The sequence below is a fragment of the Chitinophaga sp. CB10 genome (assembly GCA_001870995.2).
Taxonomy (GTDB): Bacteria; Bacteroidota; Bacteroidia; order Chitinophagales; family Chitinophagaceae; genus Chitinophaga.
Map to the genome: position 1 here is coordinate 197,176 of MLAV02000011.1, position 13,820 is coordinate 210,995.

Here is a 13,820-nt window from a genome sequence, read left to right on the forward strand (position 1 = left end):
GTTTATTTGTTGATATGGGAGATGATCAGCTCTGCCACGTGGTGGAGTAGCTCCACATCTATTTGCTTTGCGTGATCGTGCAGGGGATGGCTGGCTACAGCCCTGACGTAGCCTTCTTCGTCCGGTTCAAAAGTGATTTCCTGTTCGGCGATATCTACTTTATACACCGTCTTGAAAGACGACTCAGCAATGCGTACTTCGAGAATATGGGGTTGACCTTTGTATTCAAATTTCAATGTAAAATTAGCTGTCTGCATAATGGTTACCGCTGTGTGGCTGTGCTATTTTTCCTTGTGGTAATAATGTCTGATCCGGTGTTTTTCATCTCTGGAGAGTTGATGGATGTACCATAAGGAAAGGTAGGCCAGGCCGCTGATGACAAAAATATACCCGATGAAACCCAGCGTATGGAAAAAGGAGGCCCACACCCACTCGTTTGTATCGGCATACTGCGCTAAGATAGCCAAAAAAGCGCCTGCTGCTGCGAATACGATTGCTATTTTTTTCATGGGAGTTACAATTTGGGATACTAAATAAAACGATTGTCAATATTGGATTTCGCAAACCAGGTGCCACTGGCTTTATATACGTAAACGCGCGGGTCAGGGTTCTTGTTCAGCGTATTATTTTCTACAGAGTGTTTCCGGCGGGATAACGGAATGGGGAAGGGATGCGCGCACTGCACACAACAGGCGCAGGGATGGCGACAGTACTCCGGCGTACCTACTGCATATCCGCTGGAATATGGCATGCGGCAGCGCCCGTGCGCCTGTGCTGAAAGGACGGGAGGGGATGGCCTTTGCGGCACTATCCCTCTCCCCCCAAAAAAAATTAAAACGACCTTAAAGCTGCAGCCTGATATGCAGCTTATTGAGGCCTTTGACCAGGAACAGCATCAACACTGCATATACAGCGCTCCAGATGATGCCCGGCAGGCCGTGCCCGAAGGCGTCCGGCAAACTGAGGCCGAGGAAAATCAGGAGGAAATACACTATGTCCGGCAGGATGTAAGTCAGCAGGGGGTTAGCGCCTGCCGGCCTGAAAAATTCCGTCCACTTGCTGATCCGTTTAACATCAATCAGGTAATAGAGCACTGCAAATACCGCGACGCAGCTGGCGGCACTGAATAACGCCCAGCTGGGCGTAGCGTGGATTTTGGAGACTTTGTACTGCGGGCGCAGGCACACGCCGGCCATTACCAGGATAATGAAGAAGCCTGTAACCCTTGATACGAGCTTGCTACCGCGGAGGTCAAGGTCTTCATCGAAGAAGAAGAGGGACAACAGCATGCCGCAGAGCACTACCGCTGTATGAACAGCATTGCCGGCCTGCGCGCCCAGCCAGCCGTACTCACTGTTACGGATAAACGATTGTTGGGACAAGGCATAGTAGGCGATGCACACGGCGATCATCAGGAATATGCCGCCGGTAGCGCCGCGGACGAGCTGATAAATGATGCAGGCATACAGGTATGCCCAACCGATCAGGCCGAGGATGCCCCACCATTGCGGCGTGAGGCGCCGGGAACCGTCGTCGCCGGCGCGGAAGATCCATGCGAGGTAAACCAGCAGGAGGACGCCGGCTGCCTTGAAGCAATAGCCGATCCAGGCTTGTTTGAACGTATAGACGTTCCACACCAGGATGGCGCCTGTGTAGAACAGGAGGGCCCAGAGGGCCATGGACATGCCGGTGGCGTCCGCGTTGAGGTCGCCGGTGTTGACCATAAACAGGCCCAGCACCAGTAATCCCAGCGTGCGCCAGGCGATATGCCATTGTAATTTCCAGAAGCCGTCGCCCTTGGCGAGGCGGCTGTTGATCGCGAATGGTACAGACATTCCGACGATAAAAAGAAAGGCCGGGAATACTACATCCACGAAGGTCATGGCATCTTCGTTTGCGTGCGCGTGCTGCATCCAGTGCGGGATACCGGAAACGCCGGCTACGTTGTTTACGAAGATCATCACCAGGATAGTAATTCCTCTGAAGGCGTCGATAGAGAGGATACGCCCTTTTGTTAAGTTGTTAATCATAATGGAATTGCGGGGATAAAGTGAGCATCTAACCAAAATACGATATCAAATGGATTATTGTTAATATTTATACATGAGCGGGGCCTGATGGGTCCGTAAAATCCGGTATCTTCATTAAAACTATCATCTCGCTTATGAAGAAGTATTTACTGGCCGGCCTTAGTTTCCCGGCCATGGCATTCTTCCTGGCTTGCAACCAGGGTGATAAAAAAGCCGGCGAGGGCACGCCCGATCCGCTGGCAGCCCATCGGGATACCACTGTAGACCCCCGTCAGGACTTTTTTGACTATGCTAACGGCGGCTGGATAAAAGCCAATCCTATCCCAGCAGAATACAGCTCCTGGGGTATCGGCAACCTCGTCAAGGAAGAGCTGTACAACCGTTTGAGAACCATTAACGAAAAGGCCGCTGAAAATCCCGGCGATGCTATTTCCAAAAAGATTGCCGCCTTCTGGCAGTCGGGTATGGACTCCGCGAAGCTCAATGCGGACGGCATTAAACCTATCATGCCTCAATTACAGGCCATTGACGCCGTTACCAACGTGCAGGAGCTGGCCGCGCTGAGTTCGAAGCTATCTGTTTTCACCGGCGTGATGTGCGGCGTGTACATCGGGCAGGATGCGAAAAATTCCGAGGCCATGGCGGTATCGTTCTGGCAGGGGGGCCTGGGCTTACCTAACCGGGACTACTATTTCAATACGGATGAGCGCACGGCGAAGATCCGCGCCGCTTACCCGGGGCATATTTCCAAAATGCTGCAGTTCACCGGCATGCCGGCCGCCCAGGCGGATGCAGCCGCCACGGACATTGTAGCGCTGGAAACGCTGCTGGCCAAATCCAGCCGCAAGCTGGAAGCGCTCCGCGATCCGAATGCGAACTACAACAAAATGCCTATTGCGCAACTGAATAAAATTGCCGGAAACATTGACTGGAAGGGGTTCCTGGAGCAACAGGGCATCAGCAAATTTGCGGATACGGTGATTGTTGGGCAGCCGGAGTTTTATACCACGCTGAGCAATGCTATTAAGTCGCAGAAGCTGGACACCTGGAAAAATTACCTCCGCTGGCAGGTGATCAACGCTGCGGCGCCCTACCTGAGCGATAGCATCAGCGGGGCCGACTTTGCATTTTACGGAAAGCTCCTGCGTGGCCAGGAGAAGCAGCAGGTGCGCTGGAAGCGTGTGCTGGACGCTGAAGAAGGCGCTATGGGAGAGGCCCTGGGGCAATTATTCGTGAAGGAATATTTCAATGCTACTGCTAAAAAAAGGTATGAGAACCTGGTGGAAGATATCCGCGGCGCGTTGAAGACCCGTATTGAGCAACTGACCTGGATGAGCGACAGCACGAAGCAGAAAGCGCTGTACAAGCTATCCAAGATCACGAAAAAGGTGGGATATCCTGATAAGTGGAAAGACTTCTCCGCGATGGACATCAAGGCGCAGAGCTATTTTGAGAATAACCTGCGGGCGATGGAATGGTGGCATAAATACCAGGTGGCCAAGCTGGGCAAGCCGGTGGACCGCACCGAGTGGGATATGACGCCGCAGACCTACAATGCTTATTACAACCCGAGCAATAATGAAATTGTGCTGCCGGCGGGTATATTCACGGTGCCGGGTAAACGGGATGAGGAGCTGGACGATGCCTTGGTGTATGGTTATGCCGGCGCTTCCACCATTGGCCATGAGATTACCCATGGTTTTGACGACGAAGGCCGCCAGTTTGATGCCGATGGTAACCTGAAAAGCTGGTGGAGTAAGGAAGACGAGGAGAAATTCAATAAGCGCGCGGCCGTAATGGTGCAGCAGTTCAATGAATACGTGGTGGTAGACAGTTTACGCATTAACGGTAAAGCCACGCTGGGCGAGAACATTGCCGACCTGGGCGGGATCCTGCTGGGCTGGGATGCATTCCGGAAAACGGAGCAGTTTAAGAAAAATGAGAAAATCGCGGGATTGAGTCCTTCTGAGCGTTATTTCCTCGGATATTCCCTGGGCTGGCTGAGTCATACTAAAAAAGAAGAGCTGGCAAGGCGAGTGCTTACGGATGTACACTCCCCGGCTAAATTCAGGGTGAACGGGCCTTTCAGCGATGTGGACGCGTTTTATGACGTGTACGGGTTGAAGCCGGGCGACAAGATGTATCGTCCTGACAGCCTGAGGGTACGCATCTGGTAGGTGGAGATCAGGGATTTTCTCAGTAATTTTGCCGTCTAATATTTGAAATACCTTGATTGAGAAAAAACAAGTAGTAAAACAGGAAGAGCGGGCCGTGATTGTAGGTGTAATCACGAAGGACCAGAGCGAGCGCCAGGTACAGGAGTTCCTGGACGAGCTGGTCTTTTTGGCTGAAACGGCCGGCGCCCAAACCGTCAAGCGTTTTACTCAAAAACTGGCACATCCCGACAGGGCTACCTTTGTTGGGAAGGGAAAGCTGGAAGAGATTCATCAGTATGTAGCAGGCAGAAATATAGATCTCGTGATATTCGACGATGAGCTCACCGGCTCACAAATTTCGAATATTGAGAAAGTGCTGAAGGTAAAGGTGATTGACCGCAGTGACCTGATCCTGGATATTTTTGCGCGCCGTGCCCGTACGGCGCAGGCGAAGGTGCAGGTAGAGCTGGCGCAATACCAGTATATCCTGCCGCGGCTGCGTGGTATGTGGAGCCACCTGGAACGCCAGGGGGGCGGTATTGGCAGCAGGGGTCCGGGTGAAACCGAGATTGAAACGGACCGTCGTATTGTAAAGGACAAAATTACGTTGTTGCGTAAGCGTTTGGCGGAGATCGACAAGCAGTCGCTCACGCAGCGCAAGGAACGCGGCGAGTTTATTCGTGTAGCCCTGGTAGGTTATACCAACGTGGGCAAGAGTACGATTATGAACACGCTCAGCAAAAGTGAAGTATTTGCGGAAAACAAGCTCTTCGCCACGCTGGACACCACTACCCGTAAGGTTGTTTTTGAACAGACGCCGTTTTTGCTGAGCGATACCGTAGGGTTTATCCGCAAGCTGCCCCATCACCTGGTGGAGAGCTTCAAATCCACCCTGGACGAGGTGCGCGAAAGCGACATCCTGCTGCACGTGGTGGATATTTCCCATCCGCAGTACGAGGAGCAGATTGAGGTGGTAAACCGTACCCTCCAGGAGCTGAAGGCGTTTGACAAGCCTACTATCATGATCTTCAACAAAATGGATCTGTACGAGGCCAATACCTTCGACGAGTGGCTGGCGCCGGAAATCAAGGAGGATATCCTCCGGCAGCTGAAAACGGACTGGGATACAAAAACCAACGGCAATACTGTATTTATCGCTGCTACGGAGCGGCGGAACATTGAGGAGCTGCGTAAAACCATTTTGGAAAAGGTGGTGCAGTTGTACCGTGAGCGTTATCCGTACAAAACTGAATTCTTCTATTAATGTCCAAAGAATACACCTGGTATAAGCTGGATGAAGCCGGCTTACCGACTGTACCATCGGATATAAGGATCCTGGAAGTAAATGGCAAAAAGCTGTGCTGCACATTATATGGCGGGCAGCTTTTTGCTTTTGCGTATAAATGTCCGCATGCGAGCGGCATTATGGCCGATGGTTTTATTGATGCGGCGGGGAATGTTGTTTGTCCGCTGCACCGTTATAAATTCGATATCCGCAACGGCCGCAATGTAAGCGGGGAGGGGTACTTCCTGAAAACCTATCCGATAGAGCAGCGCCCTGATGGCATATACCTGGGCATGCAAAAGAGCAGCGGCTGGCTCTGGTAGGCTATTATCATTCTGTTAAACCTGTTGGCGGTTATTGAACATTATGCAGGCGGAAAGTAACTTTTCGTTATGCTTACAACTCGTTACCGTTCTGCCAACATCACTGAAAAGCAGGTCTGGCAATTATTCATTGTGCTGCTGGTATTACTGCAATTCAGCGCCCTGTTTGTTCCCTTGCTGGAACCTGATGCCACGCTGTATGCCGTTGTTTCCAAAAACATGGTGCTGCGGCACGACTACTGGAACTTATATGTAGATGGCCATGACTGGCTGGATAAGCCTCATTTTCCTTTTTGGGTGACTGCGTTGAGCTTTCAGCTCTTCGGGATACACACCTGGTCGTACAAGCTGCCGGGGATATTGTTCCTGCTGCTGGGCGCGTGGTACACGTATCGTTTTGCGCTGGAGCTGTACGGGGAGCAAACTGCACGCTGGGCGGTGTGCATCCTGCTGACGGCGGAGCACCTGGTATTGTCCAACAACGACGTGCGCGCGGAGCCTTACCTGACGGGGCTGATCATTGCATCGGTATATTATTTTTTCCGCAGGCAGGTATTGCCGGGGGCGTTGTTTTTGGCGGCGGCGGTGATGACGAAGGGGATTTTCGCCATTGTGCCGGTGGGAGCCGCGATTGGCGGGCACTTGCTGTTTACCCGGAACTGGAAGGAGTTGTTTCACTGGCGTTGGCTGCTGGCGGCGGTATTGACGCTGGCATTCATTGGCCCGGAGTTGTGGGCGCTGTACCAGCAGTTTGACGCGCACCCGGAGAAGGTGGTATTTGGCGAAACGGGCGTTTCCGGCATCCGGTTTTTCTTTTGGGATAGCCAGTTTGGCCGGTTTATGAATACCGGGCCTATCAAGGGGCAGGGGGATCCTTTTTTCTTTTTTCATACGCTGCTGTGGGCTTTCCTTCCCTGGTCGGTCATGTTGTATGCGGCAACAGGGGTTATTTTGGGGAGATGGAAATCGCAGCGGGAGTATTATTGTATCGTTGGGGCGTTAGTCACGTTCGGGTTATGCTCGATGTCGAAGTTTCAGCTGCCACACTACCTTAACATCATATTTCCTTTCTTTGCCATCATTACGGCGAAGTATATCCTGGATTTGCATACTGAAAAAGGGCTGAAATTCTTCCGGATTACGCAGTACACGATCATTGTGCTGGTGGCGGCTTTGGCGGTGGTGATAGATTTGCTGTACAAGCCGGCGATGCATTTTCTTTGGATTATTCCGGCGGGGGTATTGATTATACTGTATAAAGTTTTGCACAACTGGCTGAACAAGACTACGCGGGAGGCGGTATTTTACCGCACCGTATCCATTGGCATCCTGCTGAACTTTTATCTTTTCACCATTTTATACCCTGATATGATGCAATACCAGAGTGGTTCTGCGGCGGCTAAATACCTCAACAGCGAATTGCCGGGGAAGGCGGTATGCATGTACGAGGCGCACAGTTATTCCCTGGAATTTTATGCCCAGGCGCCGGTGCGTGTATGTGATACGGTGGTAGCGGCGGGGTTGTATTTTACTTCGGCGGAGGGTTTGCAGCGGTTGCCGCGGCATCAGGTTATTAAAGAATTCCCTCAATTTTGGGTGAGCAAGCTGGACTTGCCGTTTGTGAGAAAGGCCAGCCGGGAGGGGGTTTTGCAGCGGCGGTACCTGGTGGAGGTGTTTTAAGCGGTCTTTAAAACCCTTTACCACAGGGCATTTAGCTATTTTGAGAATATTTTTTTAAAAAAATATTGCCTTAGATTTTGCAGAAATGAAATTTTACCTATTTTTGCAATCCCAAATCGCACAAACGGTACGGGAAATTCCTCCTTAGCTCAGTTGGTTAGAGCATCTGACTGTTAATCAGAGGGTCGCTGGTTCAAGTCCAGCAGGGGGAGCCATACTAGACTGGTCGGCAATTTTGCCGACCTTTTTATTTTTCAATTCTTCGAAACCCTTGATATTACTGGTCATGAACGTGAATACCTCGTTCGGTTTGGTGGTTCGAAATGTATTTTTTTCATAAGTCAGTTTTTCCGGGAAGATTGAACCGAGTAATTTTTGTGCTACCTCAACAGGGGCCTGCTTATAATAATGCTGTAAGTTTCCAACCACGGAAAGCCCGAAAGATAGATATTTTTTGAAGGGCGTTTTTTCCATTTGCTTATCTGCTATTTGGCCCATTATGTTCATTAATTCCTTTACATAACGCTCTTTAATGCCTGTATAATCTGCAAAGGGGATTTTGCTATCATAATAGTCATCTTCGGCCTTCTTTATCCGCTTTTCTATTAATTCAGCTTGTTTGTTGAGCAGATTAATTTCTTCCAGCCTTTTTGCATCATCTTGCTTAAATACATCCTCCAAAGTATGGTAATAAAGCTCCTGTATTTCATCTGCCACTACATTGGATGCCAGAAAGGTATCAAAATCGCTATGAACAACATCTATTTTATGCCTTACCTTGCATTTGTTGTTTATGCAGTTGTAATAATGATGTATTGCCCCATTTCTACTGCGGGAACCACCAGCCGTCAATCCCCGGCCACAATTAGGGCATTTTACATATTGCCTTAATGGATAAATATTAGTCCGGTTAGTACCAAACTTGAAATTTGGCCTTCTTCCATCCAGTACATTTTGTACCCTTCTGAATGTTTCTTCCTTTACAATAGGGGGATGTACTCCCAGGACTATTTGGGCATCTTCCTTTTTATATTCCGCAACGTTAATTTTACCGATGTAAACTACATTGCGAAGCATGTTTAGAAATGCCTGTTTGGTGTGTTTTATTCCTTTCCCACGCAGCCTTTTTCTTACTTCTTCGGCTGAATAAACGCCTGTAGCCATCATTTCAAATACCTCCGTAACCAGCGGTGCATCTTCATTTGGTGTTAAAGTTGATTTATCAGCAGCAGTACGGCAATTGGAATACCCAAAGGGAGCAGTTCCCGTCCAGAACCCTTCCAACCGCGAACGGCGGGAGGCTTCTTTTGTTCTTATTGCATTTTTGTCATTCTCAACTTCCGGCATGGTAAGGTAAAGAGATAACATTACTTTGCTATCCGGGTTATCCATATCAAGCGGCTGCTCCACGGTTTCAAGCGTTACTCCCATCTCCCGTAACTGCCTAAGTACGCGCAGTGATTCTTCAAGGTTCCTTGAAAATCTATCCCACCGCAGGCAAACTATTGCATCAACACTTTTTTTATTTGTCTTTATGAAAGTCATAATCTTTAACCATTCCGGCCTGTTGAAAGTCTTGGCAGAATAATCTTCCCTTACAATTTGTATAATGTTATACCCTTTAGCTTTGCAATAGGCTTTAATAACCATTTCCTGATGGTTCGGACTAAACCCACTTCTTGCCTGTTCGTCAGTTGATACTCTGATGTAAATGATTATGTTCTTTTTCATGGGTTGAGCGTTTATATGCTTCATACTCTATTATCGCCAATGAATGAAGCTGTTGTGCAATTTCTTTTACCTGTTTTAGCGAGTATTTCTTATTGGTTTTGTTTAATATGCGTTCGCAAAATTTTAAATCCAGCAAGGTGATAAATACATGAGCTTACCTTCAGGGCTTCCGATAGGTAAGTATTGTAACCGTGTGTGTCCGGGGTTTCCGGTACAATAAGCAGCATTACAAGCATTTACTTGCTTAATTTAATTTTGGTATTCCTGTGTAAAACAAGGGACTTACCACCATTGGATTTAAAGTGTAAATCCGTATAATTGGAAAGCATATATTCCTCTATCCTTTTCCCCTTTGGTGTGGATTGGATTATTTCCGTTAATTCCACTCTGTCGGGGCTTCCTTCGTTATAGACGATTTTTAGTTCAGCCAGTTCATTGCGCCTTGCGTAGCTAATAATTTCTATTTCTTCCGGTGAAAGAAGATTAAGCTCCGTAATATTGTCCAAATCCTTTTTCTGGATGTAGTCCTTAATTAGCCCGTCAATTGAAACGGATATGGAGCTTTCAAAATTGCTTTTTATAACCTGTTCTTTGTATTTTTCAAGTAGCTCTTGTATAGCTATGCCATGATAAGCAGGGTTCCCATATACCTCTAAATAATCGCCATTATTAAGGAATCTAAGGGTAATAGGCGTTTTATACGATATAATAGTCACTATCAGCCAGGTAAAGTTTTCCAATACCAGTTCTTTATTAATTTCCGGCAGCCGCTTATCAAAAGAGAGCGCCTTTAAGCGGTCAGCCTCCTGCTGGCTCATTTCATGTTGTTCTTTTTCCGGTATTCCCATTTCCAGGAATAATTGGCCTATAATCTTATCGAACGATACTCCCATTATGCGGAGTTCATTTAATAAGAGTATCCAAACATATTCGGCAAAGTTGATCTTTCGCCAATCCCTGTCGGTTTCTTGTCTTAAAGAAAGCAAATATCCCTTTTCGCTCCAGTAGTTGATTGTGCGATAGGTTATTGCTTCGTCAATGTCCTTAAAATCCTTAACTGTAAACTTCTTTTCAGTAAGGGTATTGAAAAGTGTTTGGTCTAAGGGAATATTGCTCCCCATTTGTTGTCGTATATCCATTTTCTATAAATTATACGCGAAGGTATGATTTGTAATTTTATTAATTATACGTAAACGTATAATTTAACAGAAGATTTACAATGTCAACAACTGTAAAATTATGGACCTGCCTAACTGTCAAGTAACATGGACGGGAATGAGGGGTCAAATAAGGAGGTTATTGAGCAAGAATTATTTGATGTACCAGGGCTGAAACCAACACTTTCGACTGAAGATTGGTAATAGGGTTCGCCATGAATGTAACACACCTTACATTTAAAATATTTAATAAATATTATATATAAATTATTTTTATGTTTTTGTCTGCCTTACTAGCAAGGCCTCCACTGCTTATAGTGGTACAATAGGTAAGAAATCCTTTGGAGAACAATTAAATATTTTGGCTAATTCATTCAGGTGGCGAAGATTATATTTATCATCAAATTTCCGGCTTTCAACACTTCCTATAAACCCTTCGGACACATTTAAGGCAATAGCCAGTTCAAGTTGAGTGATACCATGCTCTTTTCTTTTCTCTCTAACCCTATCAATTACATATTGTTCTATTTGTGTGACTTCGCCCATAATTTTTTAGAGCAAGAAGCCATAAATGAATAACAACAACACTCAGCTATGGCTGAGTATAATAATTTTACATATCTTTACCCAAAATAAACTGTCCCTATTAAATGAAATTAAAATTCATAATTGCTAATACCTTTTTGCCACTGAAATTCTTGTCTAGATAAGAATTGCCGAGAAATAAACTACTGATGATAAAAAGGTCAGAACATATATCTTAACTACAACCAACAAACACCTTGTAAGCTCTATTCACATAGTGAATAGGTAAGCTACTGAATTCTGGAAGAAAATTCTTTTGATAGCTTAGGACCATATGTCCGTATGAAGAATGGTTAATTTTTATATATTACATATAATAAATACATAATAAATGAAAAATATATTCATCTGGATTACCTTCATGATAACCCCTTTATTGGCATATTCTCAAACCACAAGCTGGACGACTCTTAAAATTGAAGGGGTCGGAACTATTGGCCTTCCATCAAATATGGAAGTTCAAGGTGGTATTTATAGAGAAATTACTGACAGAATAAAAGAGATCAATGGCATTAATGCTTCAAGGGTCATTTTTCAACAAAAGAATCTAAATAGCCTTGATAAAAATAGTTTTCAAACATACGCTAGAGTTTTTATAAGAACAGAACAAGGTAGTGTAGGAGATTTTAAAAAGTTATCAGAAACTATAACTAAAGCAGAAGCCAATGAAGTTAATGCTACATTCAAAAGTAAAATTGAAGGAGAGGCATTAAGGGCAAATGCAAGTATTCTTGAGTGGTATGATGCAAAGGTTCTAACCCTCAATGGACTAAGTGCTATAAATTTTGGTTATAAAAGACAAATTGGAAGTAACAAACCTGTAATTGTTGAAATTTATATGCTTCAAAACAATGATAGATTTCACACGATCACATTTGAACGCCGTCTTGATGGGAACGATTGGGAAGGAACATTTAATGGTATTAAATCTACAATCAAAATCATTCAAAAATAGACTCAACCTAAAACAAACGAAAATGCGCACACTTTCTAAAATTGGCCTAACTATTCTAGCATTCATTATCGGAGGAGTTATAATTGCAGGTCTAAACGAAGCACAAGGAACTAAATCCGGTGGTGGCCCTATTGGTGTATTATTTTCCATTGGATTAATGGCTGCGATTACTGCTATTTGGAAATGGAAGCCTGAAAGCGAAAGGAAAGGAAACAAGCCTGATAATAACCAACAATTAGACAAAAGCTAGCAAATGTTCGTTGACTACTATTCTCTTTTTGAAATATCACCTTATGCTTCATCTGATGAAATAAAATTGGCATTTAAAAAGCAAGCATTAAAGTGGCATCCAGATCGAAATCCGGGGTTTGATACAACAGAAAAAATGCAACTGCTCAATGAGGCTAAACTCATATTATTAGACAACGAGGCTAGACAAAGATACGACTACCAATATCAGCGTTTTTATCAAAAAAAGAAACAAAAAGAAGAAAACAAGCATCAAGAACAAGAACAGCGAGAATCCCATAAAAATCGGGAAGGTCGAAAAAGGGAAACATTTACTCACATGGGCTTTGACATTGAGGATGAACTGCTGAAAAAGTGGACTGCAAATGCAAAGCTGCAAGCCGTGGGTTTAGCTAAACAGACTATAGAGGAACTGAGAGGTATGGTAAAAGCTGGTATAAAAGATGGGGCAGAAGCAATGGGAACAGCCTTCATTTCTCAAATAATTCTAGGGGTCATTTTTCTTATACTTATCGGACTATCTAAATCTTGTAATTGACAAAAAAATTAGAATATTCAGTTAATAGCTATATAAATCGTCAATATCCCATAAATGGCAATTATTATAATCGAAGAAGATCAATATATTTCGTTATACAAGAAAAGTAAAAAGCTACATCAAATAATTGTAACTGATCTGGATAGACCATTTCTATCCGGCCGGGATGTTGTATCGCACCACATTCGTATGGTCAGTTTCCATGTTTGGCGGGAAATGCAATGTCTTTACCAGTTAGGGCGCATCATTCAGACAAAGTACCCATCGACTATCAAAGCTATAAATTGGCCTATGACCTATTTTAATGCCGAGTATGATGACTATATTTCAAAACTGGCAACCTTCAATTTCTCATTAGGCATTAATCCCGCACCTACAGATTATATTGATAGAATTATTACTGAAAGATTTGATATTGCGGATAAGGAGAGCGGAAATACAGAAATAAATCGCGGGATAGTTGACATTGTAAGACAACGAATGAATGAATACGGTTTGATATTCTGACCTAGAACGAAGCAATTTGTACAATCTATAAACATAACTGGACGATAAACCTTATCCTATAGAGATAATATATTGATATTGGGTTTAGAAGGCACTTTGTTTCAGATGGACAGGTTTTTCCTCACAAAACTTCATGATGCTTTTCACAAAATCTCGTGATGTTCTGTGAACGAGGGAATTTACAAACAACCTAACATACGGGCCTCCCCTGTAAGACCCAGCCCCAACCAATCCCCTCATTAAATGCTTACTGTCGGGTATCCCCCTTTTCTTACAATATTTAGTTTTTACCTATTTACGAATCTTTCGTAATAGACTGGGTGTAAAGAGGGTATTTTTTAATTGTAAAAGACAATGAGCCTAACTAACCTACTTATAATACAGAATATAGCATTATTAGATATGTTTCAAGTATATTAAGGGATTATATAAGCGGATTATGAAGGGTTGCCCCTATTACCTCAATCTATAGGTGTAGACTTCCCCGAACTTCGGCCATAAGAATTAGAGTTATGAATTGATTCATTAACTTTAACGTGTTGTGCTATTAAAAAGATAAAGCATGTTTGATCTTTGAAATTTTGAGTCCATTTTTGAAATTGATGAACTGGAGCAGAGAAGTCG

14 protein-coding genes and 1 tRNA gene are annotated in these 13,820 nt (G+C 44.8%); 9 read left to right on the forward strand and 6 right to left on the reverse strand.

Annotated features, from left to right (window positions below; all coding sequences use genetic code 11):
- Window positions 1-2 precede the first annotated feature (2 nt).
- The 3 genes from BOC67_RS16865 to BOC67_RS16875 form a co-directional block, all read right to left on the reverse strand.
- Window positions 3-257: a hypothetical protein gene (locus BOC67_RS16865; RefSeq protein WP_291911806.1), complete on the reverse strand. Its 255-nt coding sequence runs from the start codon at window positions 255-257 to the stop codon at window positions 3-5.
- Window positions 258-281: 24 nt separating this feature from the next.
- Window positions 282-509, reverse strand: coding sequence for a hypothetical protein (locus BOC67_RS16870; protein ID WP_291911807.1), 228 nt, complete (start codon window positions 507-509; stop codon window positions 282-284).
- 333 nt (window positions 510-842) lie between these two features.
- A complete protein-coding gene (locus tag BOC67_RS16875; protein ID WP_291911808.1) occupies window positions 843-2,030 on the reverse strand; it encodes a DUF5009 domain-containing protein in 1,188 nt (395 codons plus the stop codon).
- 134 nt (window positions 2,031-2,164) lie between these two features.
- On the opposite strand from BOC67_RS16875, the gene BOC67_RS16880 reads away from it, so the two are divergent.
- From BOC67_RS16880 to BOC67_RS16900, 5 genes are all read left to right on the forward strand, one after another.
- Window positions 2,165-4,207 carry a M13 family metallopeptidase gene (locus tag BOC67_RS16880; RefSeq protein ID WP_291911809.1) on the forward strand — a complete coding sequence of 681 codons (2,043 nt, stop codon included), beginning with the start codon at window positions 2,165-2,167 and terminating at the stop codon, window positions 4,205-4,207.
- 52 nt (window positions 4,208-4,259) lie between these two features.
- Window positions 4,260-5,450, forward strand: coding sequence for a GTPase HflX (gene hflX, locus BOC67_RS16885; RefSeq protein ID WP_291911810.1), 1,191 nt, complete (start codon window positions 4,260-4,262; stop codon window positions 5,448-5,450).
- Entirely contained in the window at window positions 5,450-5,794 is a 345-nt protein-coding gene (locus BOC67_RS16890; protein ID WP_291911812.1) for a Rieske 2Fe-2S domain-containing protein, read from the forward strand. Before hflX ends, BOC67_RS16890 begins: the two co-directional genes overlap by 1 nt.
- A gap of 69 nt (window positions 5,795-5,863) precedes the next feature.
- The gene (locus tag BOC67_RS16895; protein WP_291911814.1) at window positions 5,864-7,474 is read left to right on the forward strand and encodes a glycosyltransferase family 39 protein; all 1,611 of its coding nucleotides are present in this window, start codon (window positions 5,864-5,866) and stop codon (window positions 7,472-7,474) included.
- A gap of 138 nt (window positions 7,475-7,612) precedes the next feature.
- A tRNA-Asn gene (locus tag BOC67_RS16900) sits at window positions 7,613-7,689 on the forward strand.
- Here BOC67_RS16900 and BOC67_RS16905 read toward each other — a convergent pair.
- The 3 genes from BOC67_RS16905 to BOC67_RS16915 form a co-directional block, all read right to left on the reverse strand.
- Window positions 7,652-9,205 carry a recombinase family protein gene (locus tag BOC67_RS16905; RefSeq protein WP_291911815.1) on the reverse strand — a complete coding sequence of 518 codons (1,554 nt, stop codon included), beginning with the start codon at window positions 9,203-9,205 and terminating at the stop codon, window positions 7,652-7,654. The genes BOC67_RS16900 and BOC67_RS16905 overlap by 38 nt on opposite strands.
- 236 nt (window positions 9,206-9,441) lie before the next feature.
- Entirely contained in the window at window positions 9,442-10,344 is a 903-nt protein-coding gene (locus BOC67_RS16910; RefSeq protein WP_291911816.1) for a hypothetical protein, read from the reverse strand.
- Between the two features lie 330 nt (window positions 10,345-10,674).
- Complete coding sequence (locus BOC67_RS16915) at window positions 10,675-10,908, reverse strand: helix-turn-helix transcriptional regulator (RefSeq protein ID WP_291911817.1); 234 nt, start codon at window positions 10,906-10,908, stop codon at window positions 10,675-10,677.
- Between the two features lie 370 nt (window positions 10,909-11,278).
- On the opposite strand from BOC67_RS16915, the gene BOC67_RS16920 reads away from it, so the two are divergent.
- From BOC67_RS16920 to BOC67_RS16935, 4 genes are read left to right on the forward strand one after another with little or no spacing between them, the layout of a single operon-like run.
- Complete coding sequence (locus BOC67_RS16920; protein WP_291911818.1) at window positions 11,279-11,902, forward strand: hypothetical protein; 624 nt, start codon at window positions 11,279-11,281, stop codon at window positions 11,900-11,902.
- A 22-nt stretch (window positions 11,903-11,924) separates the two neighbouring features.
- Complete coding sequence (locus tag BOC67_RS16925) at window positions 11,925-12,152, forward strand: hypothetical protein (protein ID WP_291911819.1); 228 nt, start codon at window positions 11,925-11,927, stop codon at window positions 12,150-12,152.
- Window positions 12,153-12,155: 3 nt separating this feature from the next.
- Entirely contained in the window at window positions 12,156-12,689 is a 534-nt protein-coding gene (locus BOC67_RS16930; RefSeq protein ID WP_291911820.1) for a J domain-containing protein, read from the forward strand.
- 54 nt (window positions 12,690-12,743) lie between these two features.
- Window positions 12,744-13,196, forward strand: coding sequence for a hypothetical protein (locus BOC67_RS16935; RefSeq protein WP_291911821.1), 453 nt, complete (start codon window positions 12,744-12,746; stop codon window positions 13,194-13,196).
- Window positions 13,197-13,820: the final 624 nt, after the last annotated feature.